At 71.8% G+C, this 14897-nt stretch carries 14 protein-coding genes; 7 read left to right on the top strand and 7 right to left on the bottom strand.

Translation table 11 applies throughout. From position 1 onward, the window contains the following. Positions 1-22 precede the first annotated feature (22 nt). Positions 23-622, top strand: coding sequence for a TetR/AcrR family transcriptional regulator (locus tag G6039_RS08135; protein WP_006939010.1), 600 nt, complete (start codon positions 23-25; stop codon positions 620-622). On the opposite strand, the gene G6039_RS08140 is transcribed toward G6039_RS08135, so the two are convergent. Genes G6039_RS08140 through G6039_RS08150 form a run of 3 tightly spaced genes read right to left on the bottom strand, consistent with a single transcriptional unit; the run spans position 606 to position 3116 of the window. After that, positions 606-1547, bottom strand: coding sequence for an SGNH/GDSL hydrolase family protein (locus G6039_RS08140; protein WP_051359185.1), 942 nt, complete (start codon positions 1545-1547; stop codon positions 606-608). The genes G6039_RS08135 and G6039_RS08140 overlap by 17 nt on opposite strands. A gap of 4 nt (positions 1548-1551) precedes the next feature. Further along, the gene (locus tag G6039_RS08145) at positions 1552-2391 is read right to left on the bottom strand and encodes an alpha/beta fold hydrolase (protein ID WP_043799027.1); all 840 of its coding nucleotides are present in this window, start codon (positions 2389-2391) and stop codon (positions 1552-1554) included. Positions 2392-2414: 23 nt separating this feature from the next. Continuing rightward, positions 2415-3116: a TetR family transcriptional regulator gene (locus G6039_RS08150; protein ID WP_029543027.1), complete on the bottom strand. Its 702-nt coding sequence runs from the start codon at positions 3114-3116 to the stop codon at positions 2415-2417. 95 nt (positions 3117-3211) lie between these two features. Between G6039_RS08150 and G6039_RS08155 the strand changes: the two genes are divergently transcribed. Genes G6039_RS08155 through G6039_RS08165 form a run of 3 tightly spaced genes read left to right on the top strand, consistent with a single transcriptional unit; the run spans position 3212 to position 5797 of the window. After that, positions 3212-4324, top strand: coding sequence for a ferredoxin reductase (locus tag G6039_RS08155; RefSeq protein WP_043798991.1), 1113 nt, complete (start codon positions 3212-3214; stop codon positions 4322-4324). Between the two features lie 26 nt (positions 4325-4350). Beyond that, positions 4351-5556 (top strand): fatty acid desaturase family protein, encoded by a 1206-nt coding sequence (locus tag G6039_RS08160; RefSeq protein WP_043799025.1) that lies wholly within the window; start codon positions 4351-4353, stop codon positions 5554-5556. 13 nt (positions 5557-5569) lie between these two features. Further along, positions 5570-5797: a hypothetical protein gene (locus tag G6039_RS08165; RefSeq protein ID WP_043798989.1), complete on the top strand. Its 228-nt coding sequence runs from the start codon at positions 5570-5572 to the stop codon at positions 5795-5797. A 93-nt stretch (positions 5798-5890) separates the two neighbouring features. Here G6039_RS08165 and gdhA read toward each other — a convergent pair whose 3' ends face one another. Beyond that, positions 5891-7234: an NADP-specific glutamate dehydrogenase gene (gene gdhA / locus G6039_RS08170; protein ID WP_043799023.1), complete on the bottom strand. Its 1344-nt coding sequence runs from the start codon at positions 7232-7234 to the stop codon at positions 5891-5893. A 138-nt stretch (positions 7235-7372) separates the two neighbouring features. Further along, positions 7373-8056 (bottom strand): GntR family transcriptional regulator, encoded by a 684-nt coding sequence (locus G6039_RS08175; protein ID WP_010596353.1) that lies wholly within the window; start codon positions 8054-8056, stop codon positions 7373-7375. A gap of 152 nt (positions 8057-8208) precedes the next feature. Here G6039_RS08175 and G6039_RS08180 point away from each other — a divergent pair, with 152 nt between their 5' ends. From G6039_RS08180 to G6039_RS08190, 3 genes are all read left to right on the top strand, one after another. Continuing rightward, entirely contained in the window at positions 8209-9867 is a 1659-nt protein-coding gene (locus tag G6039_RS08180; protein ID WP_043798987.1) for an L-lactate permease, read from the top strand. Continuing rightward, positions 9864-11255: an FAD-binding oxidoreductase gene (locus G6039_RS08185; RefSeq protein WP_043798986.1), complete on the top strand. Its 1392-nt coding sequence runs from the start codon at positions 9864-9866 to the stop codon at positions 11253-11255. The genes G6039_RS08180 and G6039_RS08185 overlap by 4 nt, the downstream gene beginning before the upstream one ends. Positions 11256-11375: 120 nt before the next feature. After that, positions 11376-13718, top strand: coding sequence for a heavy metal translocating P-type ATPase (locus G6039_RS08190; protein WP_029543037.1), 2343 nt, complete (start codon positions 11376-11378; stop codon positions 13716-13718). A gap of 73 nt (positions 13719-13791) precedes the next feature. Here the strand turns inward: G6039_RS08190 and G6039_RS08195 are convergent, their stop codons facing one another. Together G6039_RS08195 and G6039_RS08200 are read right to left on the bottom strand one after the other, a co-directional pair. Beyond that, on the bottom strand, positions 13792-14376 hold the full coding sequence (locus tag G6039_RS08195) for a hypothetical protein (RefSeq protein ID WP_043798984.1): 585 nt from the start codon (positions 14374-14376) through the stop codon (positions 13792-13794). Continuing rightward, entirely contained in the window at positions 14363-14881 is a 519-nt protein-coding gene (locus tag G6039_RS08200; RefSeq protein WP_006946633.1) for a hypothetical protein, read from the bottom strand. The genes G6039_RS08195 and G6039_RS08200 overlap by 14 nt, the downstream gene beginning before the upstream one ends. Positions 14882-14897: the final 16 nt, after the last annotated feature.

A 14897-nucleotide genomic window follows, 5' to 3' on the forward strand; every position in this document is an offset into this window, starting at 1 on the left:
ACGGCAAGAGCGGAGCGCGGACATGGCGAGGCGAAGCGACCCGACCACCGGCCCTCGCGCCGCGATGATCCGCAGCGCGATCCGGCTCATCCGCGAGCGGGGCGTCGCGGCGACCTCGTTCGCCGACGTGCTCGCCCACAGCGGCGCGCCGCGCGGGTCGGTCTACCACCATTTCCCGGGCGGAAAGGCGCAGCTCGTCGAGGAGGCCACCCGCAGTGCCGCGGACCACCTGGGTGACGGGATGGCACGGGTGCTGGACTCCTCGGACACCCCCGGCGCACTGCAGGCTCTCGCCGACCTGTGGCGTCGCGGTCTCGAGGCCGGCGACTACGCGGTCGGCTGCCCGATCGTCGCGGCGGCCCTGGGCACCGAGCGCGGCGCCCGCGATGTCGCCGGGGAGGCGTTCGAGCACTGGTGCGGCCTGCTCACCGGCACGCTCGTCGCGGACGGGGTGGGCCCGGAACGCGCCCGGTCGTTGGCGGTGCTCATCGTCGGCGCGCTCGAGGGTGCGCTGGTGCTCGCCCAGGCGCAGCGCAGCTCGGCGCCGCTCGACGCGGTGGTCGACGAGCTCTCGGCCCTGTGCCGATCGGCGATCGACCCCGCGGCTAGTCCGCGATCGTGACCAGGACCTGTTCGGCTGCGTTGCGGTGGCCGTCGGCGTTGGGGTGCAGCGGGGCGGCCGGCTGGGACGGGAACAGGCCTTCGGTCCAGCGCTGCGCGGAGGGCTGGCACGCGTCGTGCCCGACGGTGGACTCGCGCAGGTCGACGTAGTCGACGCCCGCGGCGTCGGCCTGCTGTTCCATCGCCGTGTTGAGCCGGTCGATCTTCGCCTGCAGGTACGTCGCGTCGTCCGGCAGGATCGGCTGATCGGGATAGCATCCGCCGTCCCGGATCCCGGTCGGGTAGCCGACGAGCAGGATGCGCGCGTCCGGGGCGCGGTTGCGGATCTCCCGCACGATCACGCCGTAGGTGGGGGCGAAGTCGTCGATCGCGCGGTCCACGAGGTCGAGGCCGTCGCGGACGTTCGCGGTCGCGCACAGGGGTCCGGCCGGTGCCGCGGCCCTGCCGGACGAGCGGTCGAGCGCGAGACACGATCCGGCCAGGGCGACCAGGCCGATGTCGTTGCCGCCGATCCCGACGGTGACCAGCTCGGTCTCGGGGGTGAGCGCATCGTACTGCGCAGGGACGGTGGCGCCCGACGAAACCACTTGGGGCCCTGTCAGGTTCGCTGTCGTCGCGGAACTGCACGACGCGTCGCGGAAGTTGTCGATGCCCAGCGTCTCGGCCACCGCATGGGGGTAGTTGCTCCCCGAGCGCGCGCACGCCGAGTCGATCTGGGGCGGGATCATCGGGCCCGCCGTGAACGAGTCACCCAGGGCCACATAGGAGCTGTAGGCGGGGCCGGGCTCGGGCGCGGAATCGGCGGGCGACCCGGGATCGGTGCAGGCCGTGGCGAGCACGGTGAGGGAGGCGGCCGCGACCGCGCCGAGCCGGCGACGCATACGGCGATGGCAAGCTGCGGTGGTCACGGCCCCTCCTGTGGACATGCTCTTACGGCCGGTCGCCGATCCGGGCGAGGATCGCCTTCGCCAGCGCGTCCGGTGCCTCCTCCGGCACCCAGTGGCTGACGTCGTCGAGGACGACGAATTCGTAAGGCGCGTCGACGAACTCGCCGCAGCGCTCCGCGCCCACCCGGCCGAGGGCCGAATCCTCGGTGCTCCACACGTAGGTGGTGGGCACCCGCACCGGTGCCAGCTCGGAGAGCTCCCGGGTCATCGCGCGGTACCAGTTGAGCGCGGCGGTCAGGGCGCCGGGCTCGGACAGCACGCGCACGTATTCGTCGATCGACTCGGGGCTCACCCGGTCGCCGTACATCGCGCGCAGGCGACGGGCGTCGTCCTCGAGCAGGACGTGCTCGGCCTTTCCCTCCTGCCGGAGCAGCTTGATGTAGGCGGCGCGGGCCTGCTGATCGGCGTCCTCGCGCAGGGCCCAGCCGTAGGCCGCGAGGTGCGGCACGGACACCGCGGTCAGGGTGCTGATGCGCTCGGGGTGCCGCGCCGCGACCTGCCAGGCCACGGCGGCGCCCCAGTCGTGCCCCACCAGGTGGGCCTGCCCGAGGCCGGTCGCGTCGAGCAGCCCGATCACGTCACCGACCAGCAGGTCGACGGTGTATGCCGACACGCCGTCCGGGCGGGCGCCGGGGGAGTACCCCCGTTGGTCCGGCATCAGCACTCGCAGACCCGCCTCCGCGAGCTGCGGCGCCACGGCCTCCCAGCTGCGGGCGGTCTCCGGGAATCCGTGCAGCAGCACGAGGGGCGTGCCGTCGGCGGGACCGGTGACGTGAACGTCGAAGGTGAGGTCTCCGAGGGTGACGTGAGTGGTCTCGAACATGGCGCCCACCGTACGGGTTGCCGTTAGCGGTGGGAAGGTTTCCACGCGCCCATGCCGAGAACGATGAGACGCATCTGCTTTTCGGCGCGGGCGAGGACCTCGGCCTCCGCCGGCCCGCCGGGCCGGTCCACGTCGAGCAGTTCGAGCACCACCTCGAGCATGGCGGTCACCAGCAGGTCGGCCGCCATCTCCAGGTCGTCGACGTCCCAGTCCGCCATTCCGGGCATGCGGGAGAGATCGACGGAGAGTTCGCCCGTGATCAGCCGCAACTCGACGGTGACGGTGCGCGCGACGGCCGGCTGGCCGCCGTAGCGCTCCCGGGCCAGGAATCGGAACGCCTGTTCGTGGGCGCGGACCTGCCGCACCAGGGCCTCGAGCGACGCCCGCGCCGAGGACGGGCCGCGCGTGCGCCGGGCCTCGCGCAGCAGCGTGCGGAGCATGCGCATGGTGTCGGCGGCGAGGGCGACGCCGAGTTCCTCCATCGAGCCGAAGTGGCGGTAGAACGCCGTGGGCACGATCCCGGCTCGGCGGGCCACCTCGCGCAGGCTCACCGTCGCGAAGCTGCGATCGGCGGAGAGTTCGAGCGCCGCGTCGAGCAGGGCCTGGCGGGTGCGCTCCTTGCGCGCAGCTCGCGTCGCGGGTTCGGGAACGGGGGCTGCGGACACGGCTCCGAGTCTAGGCAGTGCGACGCGGCGGCGGTCGGGGACCGTGGTGACGGCCGCCACAACAACGTTGACAGCCCACCGGGCGACCCTGGCACACTGAACTCAGTGCACATTTGTGCACTGACTTTGGATTCTCGCTCGAGAGGAGCGACGCCATGACCCTGCTTCACCGCGCCCGACGCGGGCCGGGGCCGTCGATCGGACGCAAAGCCCTGATCAAGGCGCTGCATGTACTCTCCGCGCCGCACCACCCGGATCGGTACCTCGAACTGGCCGATCCGCTCCTGGCCGTGCAGCACACGCGCGCCCGGATCACGAACGTTGACCGAAATGTCCCGGGTGCGGTGACGCTCGAGCTGCGCCCGGGCCGGCCCCTGGAGTTCCGGGCCGGTCAGCACCTGCAACTCGGCGTGGTGGTGGACGGCGTGCGGCACAGCCGCAGCTACTCGCCGGTGAGTTCCCAGCATCGAGCCGACGGGCGCATCCAGCTCACGGTCGGGGTGCGACCGGACGGCGTCGTCTCGCGGCACCTGCACGAGCACGCCACCGCGGGCGACGTGGTCGACCTCGCGGCGGCCACCGGCGAGTTCTGTCTCCCGGCGGAGCGGCCGGAGCGGCTGGTGCTCGTCAGCGGCGGCAGCGGCATCACTCCGGTGCTGTCGATGCTGCGCACCCTCGCCGACGAGGGCCACTCCGGAACCGTCGCGTTCCTGCACTACGCGCCCACCGCCGCGCACGTGCCGCACCGCGACGCGATCGAGTCCCTGGCCGGCGCCCACGCCGGCGTCGACGTGGCCTTCGCCTACACCCGGGCGGACGACGGTGCGTTGCGTGGCCGCTTCGACCGGAGTCATCTCGAGCGGGTCGCCCCGTGGTTCGCCGGCGCACCCGCCTACGTCTGCGGCCCGGCCGGGCTCGTCGACAGCGTGCGGGAGGTCTACGGCGACGCCGGCGCCGCGCACCTGCTGCGCACCGAGCAGTTCACCCCGCCCGTCGTCGTCCGCGACGACGACGCGAGCGGCACCGTCACCTTCGCCGCGTCCGGGGTCCGCGCCGAGAACAGCGGCGTCACCGCCCTCGAACAGGCCGAGGCGGCCGGGCTCACCCCGCAGCACGGGTGCCGCATGGGAATCTGCCACTCCTGCACCGTGACCCGGCTGTCCGGCGGCACCCGCGACGTGCGCACCGGCGAGATCGACGACGAGCCCGGCGCCGAGGTGCAGATCTGCGTGAACGTCCCCGTCGGCGACGCGGCCTTCGACCTCTGACCCACTCGAAACAATTGGAGGACACCATGTTCGGTTTGTCCATCCCCCTGTCCCTTCCGCTGCCGGCGTTCCTGTCCGGCCGTCGCGATCCCGACCCGTCGCCGGTCGTGCTGCGCCGCGAGCAGGTCGAGGAGATCGGCCGCGAACTTGACGCCCTGCGCGAGCGCACCGTCGCCTCGCTCGGCGCGGCCGACCGCGAGTACATCTACCGCATCGTCGGGGCGCAGCGGCGCTTCGAGATCGCCGGTCGTGCCCTGTTGTTCGTGGGCTTCCTGCCGCCGGCATGGGTGGCGGGCGTGGCCACGCTGAGCGTGTCGAAGATCCTCGACAACATGGAGATCGGCCACAATGTGATGCACGGCCAGTACGACTGGATGCGCGAGCCGGAACTGAACTCCCGCAACTTCGAGTGGGACACCGTATGTCCCGCCGACCAGTGGCGGCACTCGCACAACTACCTGCACCACACCTACACCAACATCCTCGGGATGGATCGCGACGTCGGCTACGGCATCCTGCGGATGGATCCGGCGCAGCGCTGGCACCCCTACTACCTCGGCAATCCCGTCTACGCGACGGGGCTGATGCTGCTGTTCGAGTGGGGTGTGATGCTGCACGACGCCGAGGTCGAGAACGTCGTCGCCGGCAAACGCAGCTGGCGCGACGTGATCCCGCTCGCCCGGGGGTGGTGGCGTAAGGCGCGCGGGCAGGTGGTCAAGGACTACGTCGCGTTCCCGCTGCTGTCCGGGCCGATGTTCGTGCCGACGCTGCTCGGCAACGCGGCCGCCAACCTGGTCCGCAACGTGTGGGCGTTCTCCATCATCTTCTGCGGGCACTTCCCGTCCGGGGTGCAGTCCTTCACCGAGGAGGAGACCGCGCACGAGACCCGCGGCGAGTGGTACGTCCGTCAGCTGCTCGGCAGCGCGAACATCACCGGCACGCCGCTGTTCCACATCATGTCGGGCAATCTCTCGCACCAGATCGAGCACCACCTGTTCCCGGATCTTCCGGCGCACCGGTACCCGCAGCTGGCGCCGGAGGTGCGGGAACTGTGCGAACGCTACGGGCTGCCCTACAACACCGGGGGCCTGCTCGCCCAGGTCGGCTCGGTGTGGCGCAAGATCGTGAAGCTGGCCCTGCCGCCGAGCTGGGTCTCCGAGGAGCCCACGACGTCGGTGCTCATCGAGCGCGGCGTGCCGGTCGCGGGTACCCTCGCCCACGACAGCGCCTGAAGGGGGCACCGCCATGGTGGGTAGGTTCGAACGCAACAAGGACACGCTCCAGGAACTGACCGAGTCCGCGGCGACGCACGTCGGCAACATCGCCGGCATCATCACCGGCGCGGTCCGCGAGGTCACCCGGGAGGTCGGGGACTGGATCAGCGACGGCATCGAGATGCGGGAGGCCGCCCGCAAGGCGAGCGCCGACGACGCGCGCGTCGCAGAGCCGCCGTCCGAGCCGTCCGGCGGGTAGGCGAAGAACGCCGGGTAGCTGAAGAACACACAGACAGCGCGGGGCGGGCACCGGGATCCGGTGCCCGCCCCGCGCCGTCGGCGTGTGTTCGGATCAGATGACGCCGAGCGCGAACATCGCGTCGGCGACCTTCACGAAGCCGGCGATGTTGGCGCCGTGGATGTAGTCACCGGGCTTGCCGTACTCGGCTGCGGTCTCCACGCAGTTCTGGTGGATGTCGCGCATGATGCCGGCGAGGCGCTCGTCGGTGTAGTCGAAGTGCCACGAGTCGCGCGAGGCGTTCTGCTGCATCTCGAGCGCGGAGGTCGCCACACCGCCGGCGTTCGCCGCCTTGCCCGGGGCGAACGCGACGCCCGCCTCGCGGAACACCGCGATGCCACCGGGGGTGGTGGGCATGTTCGCGCCCTCGGCGACGACCCGCACGCCGTTGTTCACCAGGGTCTTCGCGGCGGTCTCGTCCAGTTCGTTCTGGGTGGCGCAGGGGATGGCGACGTCGCACGGCACGTCCCAGATCGAACCACCCGGGAAGTACTGCGCGTCGGGACGCTCGTCGAGGTACTCGGAGATGCGGCCGCGCCGGACCTCCTTGATCTCCTTGAGCAGCTCGAGGTCGATGCCGTTCTGATCGACGATGTAGCCGGAGGAGTCGGAGCAGGCGATGGCGATGCCGCCGAGCTGGTGCACCTTCTCGATCGCGTAGATCGCCACGTTGCCCGAACCGGACACGACGACCTTGCGGCCCTCGAGGGAGGAGTTCACGGACTTGGCCATCTCCGCCACGAAGTAGGCGACGCCGTACCCGGTGGCCTCCCGGCGCACCTGCGAGCCGCCCCAGGTCAGGCCCTTGCCGGTGAGCACGCCGGACTCGTAGGAGTTGGTCAGGCGCTTGTACTGGCCGAACAGGTACCCGATCTCGCGTCCGCCGACGCCGATGTCGCCGGCCGGGACGTCGGTGTACTCGCCGATATGGCGGTGCAGCTCGGTCATGAAGGACTGGCAGAAGCGCATGATCTCCTGCTCCGAGCGACCCTTGGGGTCGAAGTCCGAGCCGCCCTTGCCGCCGCCGATGGGCAGGCCGGTGAGGGCGTTCTTGAAGATCTGCTCGAAGCCGAGGAACTTCACGATGCCGAGGTTGACGCTCGGGTGGAAGCGCAGGCCGCCCTTGTACGGGCCGAGCACGCTGTTGTACTGGACCCGGAAGCCGCGGTTGACGTGCACGTTGCCCTGGTCGTCGACCCACGGCACCCGGAAGATGATCTGCCGCTCGGGCTCGGTCAGCCGTTCGATGAGGCCGGCTTCGAAGTAGCGGGGGTGACGCTCGAGGACGACATGCAGGGACTCGAACACCTCGGCGGCTGCCTGATGGAACTCGGGTTCACCGGCGTTGCGCGCCTTCACCTGTTCGTAGATCTCTGCAATGCGGTCCCGGGTCGACACGCTCACCACCTGACTGTGAGGAAACTGTTACATGGCGTTAACACGTTGAATCATAGGCGCAGGCACCGGGCATCCGATAAAAGGGGGCAGTATGCCCGGGCTCCGGGCGTCGAGGGTGTCGGCCGAACCGGGGGACGGCTACGCGGGCTCGGGAAGGGTGGCTTCCGGGCCCGGGCTGCCGCCGAGCGCGGCGACGAGGCGTTCGCGTGCGCGTCCGAGGTGCCGGGTGATCACCTCGACCGCCGCATCGCCGTCGCCGGCCAGGACGGCGTCGAGGATCTGCTGGTGTTCGGCCGCGATGCTCGTGGTGGTGAGCAGCTGCTTGCCCTGCACCTGCACCATGCACAGCCGCACCTCGGACACGAGCGAACCGAACATGCGGCTGGTGCGCGGGCTGCCCAGCGCGTCCACCAGGGCGGTGTGGAAGCGCATGTCGGGTTCGACGACGGTGAGCGGGTCGGCCTCGGTCATGGCCGAGATCTCGGCGTTGGCGGCCGACGCCGCCGGAGGCACCGCCCGGGTCTCGGCGAGCGCGCGCAGCACTACCGATTCCAGGTGCGCGCGGGTGCGGTAGATGTCGCGCACGTCGTCGGGGCCCAACTGGGGCACGCGGGCGGTCTTGTGGGCGCTGCGCTGCAGTAGGCCCTCGCCGACGAGCTTCTCGATGGCGGCCTTGGCGGTCGGCCTGGCGACTTCGTAGGCGCGGGACACCTCGGCTTCGGTGAGGGCGTCCTCGTGCGTCAGCTCCCCGGCGAACACGCGCCGCCGCAGTTCCAGGGCGAGGGCGTCGACGATCGACAGGGCCTCGACGCGTCCGACCAATGCCCCGCTCCTTCCCGGCTCTCCGCGCACCCGCACGGACCTGCGCGAACACCAGCATTCTTGCACGACGCCGCACATGCATTCTTGACAGGAATGTGTACTTGTCTGACAATTCTCGGAACGGTGACAGGCATCACAACGAGAGGCGCGCTATGTACCAACAGACACTCGACCCGATCGGCGGCTCACTCGCCTGGTCGGCCGTGGTCGCGGCGATCCCGCTGGCCGCGATGTTCGTCATGCTCGGCGTCTTCAGATGGAAGGCGCACCGCGCGGCCCTCGTCGGTCTGGCGCTCGCCGTGCTCGCGGCGGTCGCCGGGTGGGGCATGCCGCTCGGCCAGGCCGCCGCCGCGACCGCCGAGGGAGCCTTCTACGGCCTGTTCCCGATCTTGTGGATCCTCGTCAACGCCCTCTTCGTCTACAAGCTCACGGTTGTCACCGGCTGGTTCGAGGAGCTCGGCCGGGTCATCCGGTCCATCTCGGACGACCAGCGCATCCTGGCCATTCTCATCGCCTTCTGCTTCGGTGCGCTGCTCGAGTCGCTCGCCGGATTCGGCGCGCCCGTCGCGATCTCCGCGGCGATGCTCATGGCCGCGGGCATGGCTCCGCTCAAAGCCGCGTGCACGTCCCTGCTGGCGAACACCGCGCCTGTGGCCTTCGGCGCGATGGGTGCCCCGATCCTCGCGCTCGCCGGGGTCACCGGGCTGCCGCTCGACGACCTGTCCGCGATGGCCGGCCGGCAGACGCCGTTCGTCGCGGCCGTCGTGCCGATGGTGATGGTGTTCCTCGTCGACGGCCGCCGCGGAGTTCGGCAGACCTGGCCCGTCGCGGTCGTCGCGGGCCTGACCTTCGGCCTCGCCCAGTTCGTCACCGCGAACTACCTCACCGTCGAGCTCACCGACGTCGTCGCCGCGATCGTCACGGTCGGCGCGGTGCTGGGCATGCTGAAGGTGTGGCAGCCGGGGGAGCGCCTGGTCGCCACGACCGACACCGCCCTCACCGCACCGGTCGGCGCCGGCACCGCGGTCGGCATCGCCGCCCCGCCGTCGCGTTTCGACGGATACAGCCGGACGCGGCGCACGCTGCTGGCCCTCGCCCCGTACCTGACGATCATCGCGATCTTCACCGTGGCGCAGATCCCGTTCGTCAAGACGTGGCTCACCGAGATCGGCACCGTGTCGTTCCGCTGGCCCGGACTCGACATCGTCGACGTCGACGGCAAGCCGCTGAGCGCGCAGACGTTCAAGCTCGACCACCTCAAGGCCACCGGCACCCTGTTGCTGCTCGCCGGGGCCGTCACGGCCGGGATGTACGGGATCGGCGTACGCCGCGCCGTCCGCGCCTACGCCGACACCCTCGTGCAGCTGCGCTGGACCATCGTCACCGTCACCTCGGTGCTCGCGTTGGCCTTCGTGATGAACCTGTCCGGTCAGACCGCCGGCCTGGGCATGGCGCTCGCGTCCGCGGGCGGGGTGTTCGCCCTCGTCTCGCCGCTGATCGGCTGGATCGGCGTGGCCATCACCGGATCCGACACGTCGTCGAACTCGCTGTTCGGCGTCATGCAGATGACCGCCGCGCAGCAGGCCGGGCTCGACCCGGTGCTCATGGCGGCGGCCAATTCGTCCGCGGGTGTGCTCGGCAAGATGCTCTCGCCGCAGAACCTGTCGGTCGCGGTGGCCGCGGTCGGCCTGGCCGGGGCGGAGGGTGTCATCCTGCGCCGTCTGATCGGCTGGAGCCTCGGGTTGCTCGTGTTCCTCACCGTCGTCATCTACCTGCAGTCCACCCCCGTTCTCGATTGGATGGTTCCGTGAACACCAGCGTCGTGACTCCCGTCCCCGACACCGAGCCGGTCGTCGCCGCGCTCGTCGACGCCCTCGGCGACGCCGTCGTCACCGATCCGGACCGGATGCTCGCCTATCGGCGCGACCAGTCGCTGCTCACGCCGGCCGGGATGCCGCTCGCCCTGGTCCGGGCGCGGGACACCGACGACGTCGTCGCCACCCTGACGATCGCGCACCGGCACGGCATCCCCGTCGTCACCCGCGGCGCCGGCACCGGTCTCGCGGGTGCGGCCAACGCCCTCGACGGCGGCATCGTGCTCAGCGTCGAGAAGATGAACGCCATCGTCGAAATCGACACCGAATCACGCACCGCCACAGTGCAACCCGGGGTGATCAACGGCGATCTCGCCGCCGCGGCCGCCGAGCGGGGGCTGTGGTACGTGCCGGACCCTGGCAGCCGCGCCGTCTCCACCATCGGCGGCAACCTCGCCACCAACGCCGGCGGCACCTGCTGCGCGAAGTACGGGGTCACGGCCGACCATGTCGCCCGCATCAAGGCGGTGCTCGCCGACGGGCGGATCATCCACACCGGCGCCGTCACCCGGAAGAACGTGGCGGGACTGAACCTCACGCAACTGCTCGTCGGGTCCGAGGGCACCCTCGCCGTCATCGTCGAGGCCACCGTGCGGCTGCGCGCCGCCGCCACCGCGGCCGCCACGGTGGTCGCGAGCTTCCCGGAAACCGCGCAGGCCGTCGCCGCGGTGCTGGCGATCCGCGAGCAGGCCGAGCCGTGCCTCGTCGAACTGATGGACCGCACCACCATCGCCGCCGTCAACGACATGACGCACATGGGACTCGACGACACGGCCGGTGCGCTGCTGCTCGTCCAGTGCGACGGGCGCGACGCCGCCGCCGAAGCGCAGGTGTCCGCGCGGGCCTGTACCGCGGCGGGCGCCACCGAGGTGTACGACACCGCCGACCCGGTGGAGGGGGAGGAGTTCATGGCCGCGCGGCGGGTCGCGCTCACCGCGCTCGAGCGGTGTGGCAGCACCCTGCTCGACGACCTGGCCGTTCCCGTGCCGCGGCTGCCCGAGATGCTCGCGGCGATCGAGGCGATCGCCGCGCGGCACGAGCTGCTCATCGGCACGTTCGGACACGCGGCGGACGGAAACCTGCATCCCACCATCGTGTTCGACGCCGCCGACGAGGTCGTCGCGAGGCGGGCCCGGCAGGCGTTCGACGAGATGGTCGCCGAATGCCTGGCGCTCGGCGGTTCGATCAGCGGAGAGCACGGCATCGGGGTGCTCAAACAGCCGTACCTCGAAACCCAGGTCGGCACGGTCGAGCGTGCGCTCATGCAGCGCATCAAGGCGGCGTTCGACCCGAGCGGGATTCTCAACCCGGGGCGCGGGATCTGACCGGCCGGCGACCCCCGGGGACGGACCCGTCGACGGACCTCCGTCCCTACCCGGCCGACGGCTGGTGGTGGCACGGTGGGAGGTGACATCGGCACCGGTGCGGAACGGGGGAGTGCGGCAGTGGCGACACAACCGGAATCCACGCGGCGGGAGCGGCTGCGCCGCGCCTTCGAACCCGCGCTGCTCGCCGTCACCCTCACCGCCCTGACGGCCGGGGGCATCGCCTGGCTTCTCGGTGCCCACGCCGTCGCCGACGCCTGCTGGATCGCCGGCACCGTCGTCGCGATCGTGCCCGCGACCTGGTGGGTGATCGACGCGCTGCGCCGCGGCCGCGTCGGGGTGGATCTGATCGCGGTGCTCTCCCTGGTCGGCACCCTGCTGGTCGGCGAGTACGTCGCCGGGGCGCTGATCGGCGTGATGCTCGCGTCGGGGCAGGCCCTCGACGCCGCCGCGGAACGCCGCGCCACCAAGGACCTGCGGGCCCTGCTCGAGCACGCCCCGCACACCGCGCGCCGCCGCGTCGGCGACGAGGTGCAGGTGGTGCCGCTCGGCGACGTCGTACCCGGGGACACCCTGGTCGTCGGGCCGGGCGAGGTGGTGCCGGTCGACGGCTGGATCACGTCCGAACTCGCGGTGCTCGACGAGTCCGTCCTCACCGGCGAGCCGATGCACGTGCAGCGCCGCACCGGGGAGGCCGTGCGCAGCGGCGTCGTCGCCGCCGGCGGCGCCTTCGAGATCCACGCCCGCGCCACCGCCGAGGACAGCACCTACGCCGGCATCGTGCGCCTGGCCCGCGAGGCCGCCGCCGAGAGCGCCCCGGTGGTGCGGATCGCGGACCGGGTCGCCGCGTGGTTCCTGCCGCTGTCGCTGACGGTGGCGGGGCTCGCGTGGCTGCTCAGCGGGTCGGCGACCCGTGCCGTCGCCGTGCTGGTGGTGGCCACCCCGTGCCCCCTGCTGCTCGCCGCGCCCGTCGCGATCGTCTCCGGTCTCTCCCGCGCTTCGCGCCTGGGGGTGGTGATCCGCAGTGGCGGCGCACTCGAGAACCTCGGGCACGCGACGACGCTGGTGATGGACAAGACGGGCACGCTCACCAGCGGCCGGCCCGCCGGCGCCGACATCGTCACCGCACCCGGGGGCGACGGCGCCGAGCTGCTGCGCCTGGCGGCGTCCGCCGACCAGCTCTCCCCGCACGTGCTCGCCGAGGCCATCGTGCAGGAGGCGAAGATGCGCGGGCTGACCCTGTCGCTGCCCACCGACGTCGCCGAGCAGGCCGGCACCGGCGTGGCCGCGACCGTCGACGGCCGGCGCGTCACCGTCGGCAGCCTGCCGCTGCCCGCCGACGCGCCCGGCTGGGCCCGGGCGGTGCTCAGCCGTGCCGCGCTCGACGGCGCCGTCGTCGCCTGGGTCACCGTCGACGGTGACCTGGCCGGCGCCCTGCTGCTCGTGGACCCGCTGCGCCGCGACGCCGCCCGCACGCTGCGGCGGCTGCGCTCGGCCGGGCTGGACCGGCTGGTCATGCTCACCGGCGACCGTCGCGAACCGGCCGAGGAGATCGGCTCCGTCCTCGGCCTCGACGGGGTCTATGCCGAGCAGACCCCGGCGGACAAGGTGAACGGTGTGCGTGCCGAGCGGGAGTCGGCGGTGACGGTGATGGTCGGCGACGGCGTCAACGACGCCCCCGCCCTCGCCGCCGCGACCGTCGGCGTCGCGATGGGCGCCCGCGGATCCACGGCGAGCTCGGAGGCGGCGGACATCGTGCTCACCACCGACCGCCTCGACCGGCTCGCCGATGCCATGGAGATCGCGCGTCGCTCCCGGCGTATCGCCGTGCAGAGCGCCACGGTCGGCATGGGCCTGTCGCTGGTCGCCATGGGCTTCGCCGCGTTCGGCTACCTGCCTCCCGCGGTGGGTGCGCTGCTGCAGGAGGGCATCGACGTCGCGGTGATCCTCAACGCCCTGCGCGCCCTGCGCGGCGACCGGGACCGGGAGCTGGCCCTGCCCGACGACACCGAGGCGATGCTGCACCGGTTCTCGGCCGAACACGACGTCCTGCGTGACGAGCTGTCGATCCTGCGCGACACCGCCCAGCTGCTCGCGTCCGGCGATCGGCCCGCCGCCCACACGGCGCTGCGCCGCGTCGACGCGTTCCTGTTCGACACGCTGCTGCCGCACGAGCAGGCCGAGGACAGCGAGCTGTACCCGGCGCTCGCGGTGCCGCTCGGCAGCGGGGAGGCGACCGCGACAATGAGCCGGATGCATGCCGAGATCGACCGGCTCAGCCGCCGCCTGCGCACGCACCTGGCGCAGGCCGACGCCGCCGGCGGGCTGCGACCGGACCAGTGCGACGACCTGCTCGCCTGCCTGTACGGGCTGTACGCGCTGCTGCGGCTGCACTTCGTGCAGGAGGAGGAGAACTACTTCACCCTCGCGCCCGAGGCCGAACGGGCGGACGGCTCGGCATGACCGGTCCGGGCGGACGGCTGCGGCCGTACGTATCCGGTTCTGCCGGTGCGACGTTCGCGGTGGGACGGCCGGGTCAGCGCCGGGCTTCGGCCGCGATCATCGACAGAGTCGGCCGTGCCATGGCCCGCACGAACGGCCCGACCGTCGTCCAGTAGCGGCGGAAGAGTCTGCGGGCCTTTTCGTCGGTGCCGTGCACCCGGATCTCGGTGAGCAGGACGCAGGTCTGCGCGTCGTACGGCAGGACGGTGAAACTCCATGTGCCGACCCCGCATTCGGGAATCGCGATGCTCGACAGGGGCGCCCCGGGATCCCAGTCGACGCGGCCGTAACCCGGCTCCCACCACCGACCGACGAAGCCGAGCACGAGTTCCCGCCCCGGTTCCTCGGCGACCACCTCGAAGCCGCCCTGCGGACCGATCAGGTTACCGAGGCGGATCGAGCGGTGCGCCCGCACCTCCCGACGCCGCGGCGCGCGCACGGCGTCGAAGGCCATCCGGGCCAGATTGGGGGCGGCGATCACCGGGGACCGCATGAAGTCGATGCGCCGGATCGCGGCGAACGTGTCCCCGGCCGGGGCGTCGACCACCCGCGCGCGTACGACCCGCTGCTCGAAGACCGGCAGCTGCCGTTCGGTCGCGGTGGATTCACCGTCCGGCATTGTTGCTCCTCGGAAGCTGCGCGGTTCGAGTCGCCGACAGTTGCCGGACCATCACCCAGCGCGCGACGAGGTAGCCGAGGACACCGCCGTAGACGGCCTTCAGCACCAGGAACCATCCCGTCGACAGCCCTGACACACCGAGGAGGTGCAGCACCCAGATCGCGAGCACGGAGACGGCCGCGGCCGCCACCCCGAGCGACAGGCCCAGAGACCAGGTGCCGGACGGCAATCGCGCCAGCCACCGACCGGCCTGCGGGGCGTCGGCGGTGGTCGCATCGAGCCCTGCGCGCAACGCCCGTCGCACCCCGGCAGCGGAGAACCAGGAGACGAGCACGGAGAGGATGATCGCGGTCAGCGCGATGTCGACGACGATCCCGTCGGCCGACCACAGCGGCACGAACGACGTGCCGCGCTTGCCCGCCCACGCCAGCAGCGGATTGACGACGACGTTCACCAGGCCGGTGACGACGGCCTGCTTCCGGACGTACGAGGCAGCAGAATCCACGGCGCGTCCTCCTGAT

The sequence above is a fragment of the Rhodococcus aetherivorans genome (assembly GCF_011058165.1).
Taxonomy (GTDB): domain Bacteria; phylum Actinomycetota; class Actinomycetes; order Mycobacteriales; family Mycobacteriaceae; genus Rhodococcus; species Rhodococcus aetherivorans.

Bases quoted from the DNA above. Each gene is read 5' to 3' on its own strand.
- G6039_RS08135 (WP_006939010.1), top strand. From the start codon at position 23: ATGGCGAGGCGAAGCGACCCGACCACCGGCCCTCGCGCCGCGATGATC.
- G6039_RS08140 (WP_051359185.1), bottom strand. From the start codon at position 1,547: ATGTCCACAGGAGGGGCCGTGACCACCGCAGCTTGCCATCGCCGTATG.
- G6039_RS08145 (WP_043799027.1), bottom strand. From the start codon at position 2,391: ATGTTCGAGACCACTCACGTCACCCTCGGAGACCTCACCTTCGACGTT.
- G6039_RS08155 (WP_043798991.1), top strand. From the start codon at position 3,212: ATGACCCTGCTTCACCGCGCCCGACGCGGGCCGGGGCCGTCGATCGGA.
- G6039_RS08160 (WP_043799025.1), top strand. From the start codon at position 4,351: ATGTTCGGTTTGTCCATCCCCCTGTCCCTTCCGCTGCCGGCGTTCCTG.
- G6039_RS08165 (WP_043798989.1), top strand. From the start codon at position 5,570: ATGGTGGGTAGGTTCGAACGCAACAAGGACACGCTCCAGGAACTGACC.
- G6039_RS08180 (WP_043798987.1), top strand. From the start codon at position 8,209: ATGTACCAACAGACACTCGACCCGATCGGCGGCTCACTCGCCTGGTCG.
- G6039_RS08195 (WP_043798984.1), bottom strand. From the start codon at position 14,376: ATGCCGGACGGTGAATCCACCGCGACCGAACGGCAGCTGCCGGTCTTC.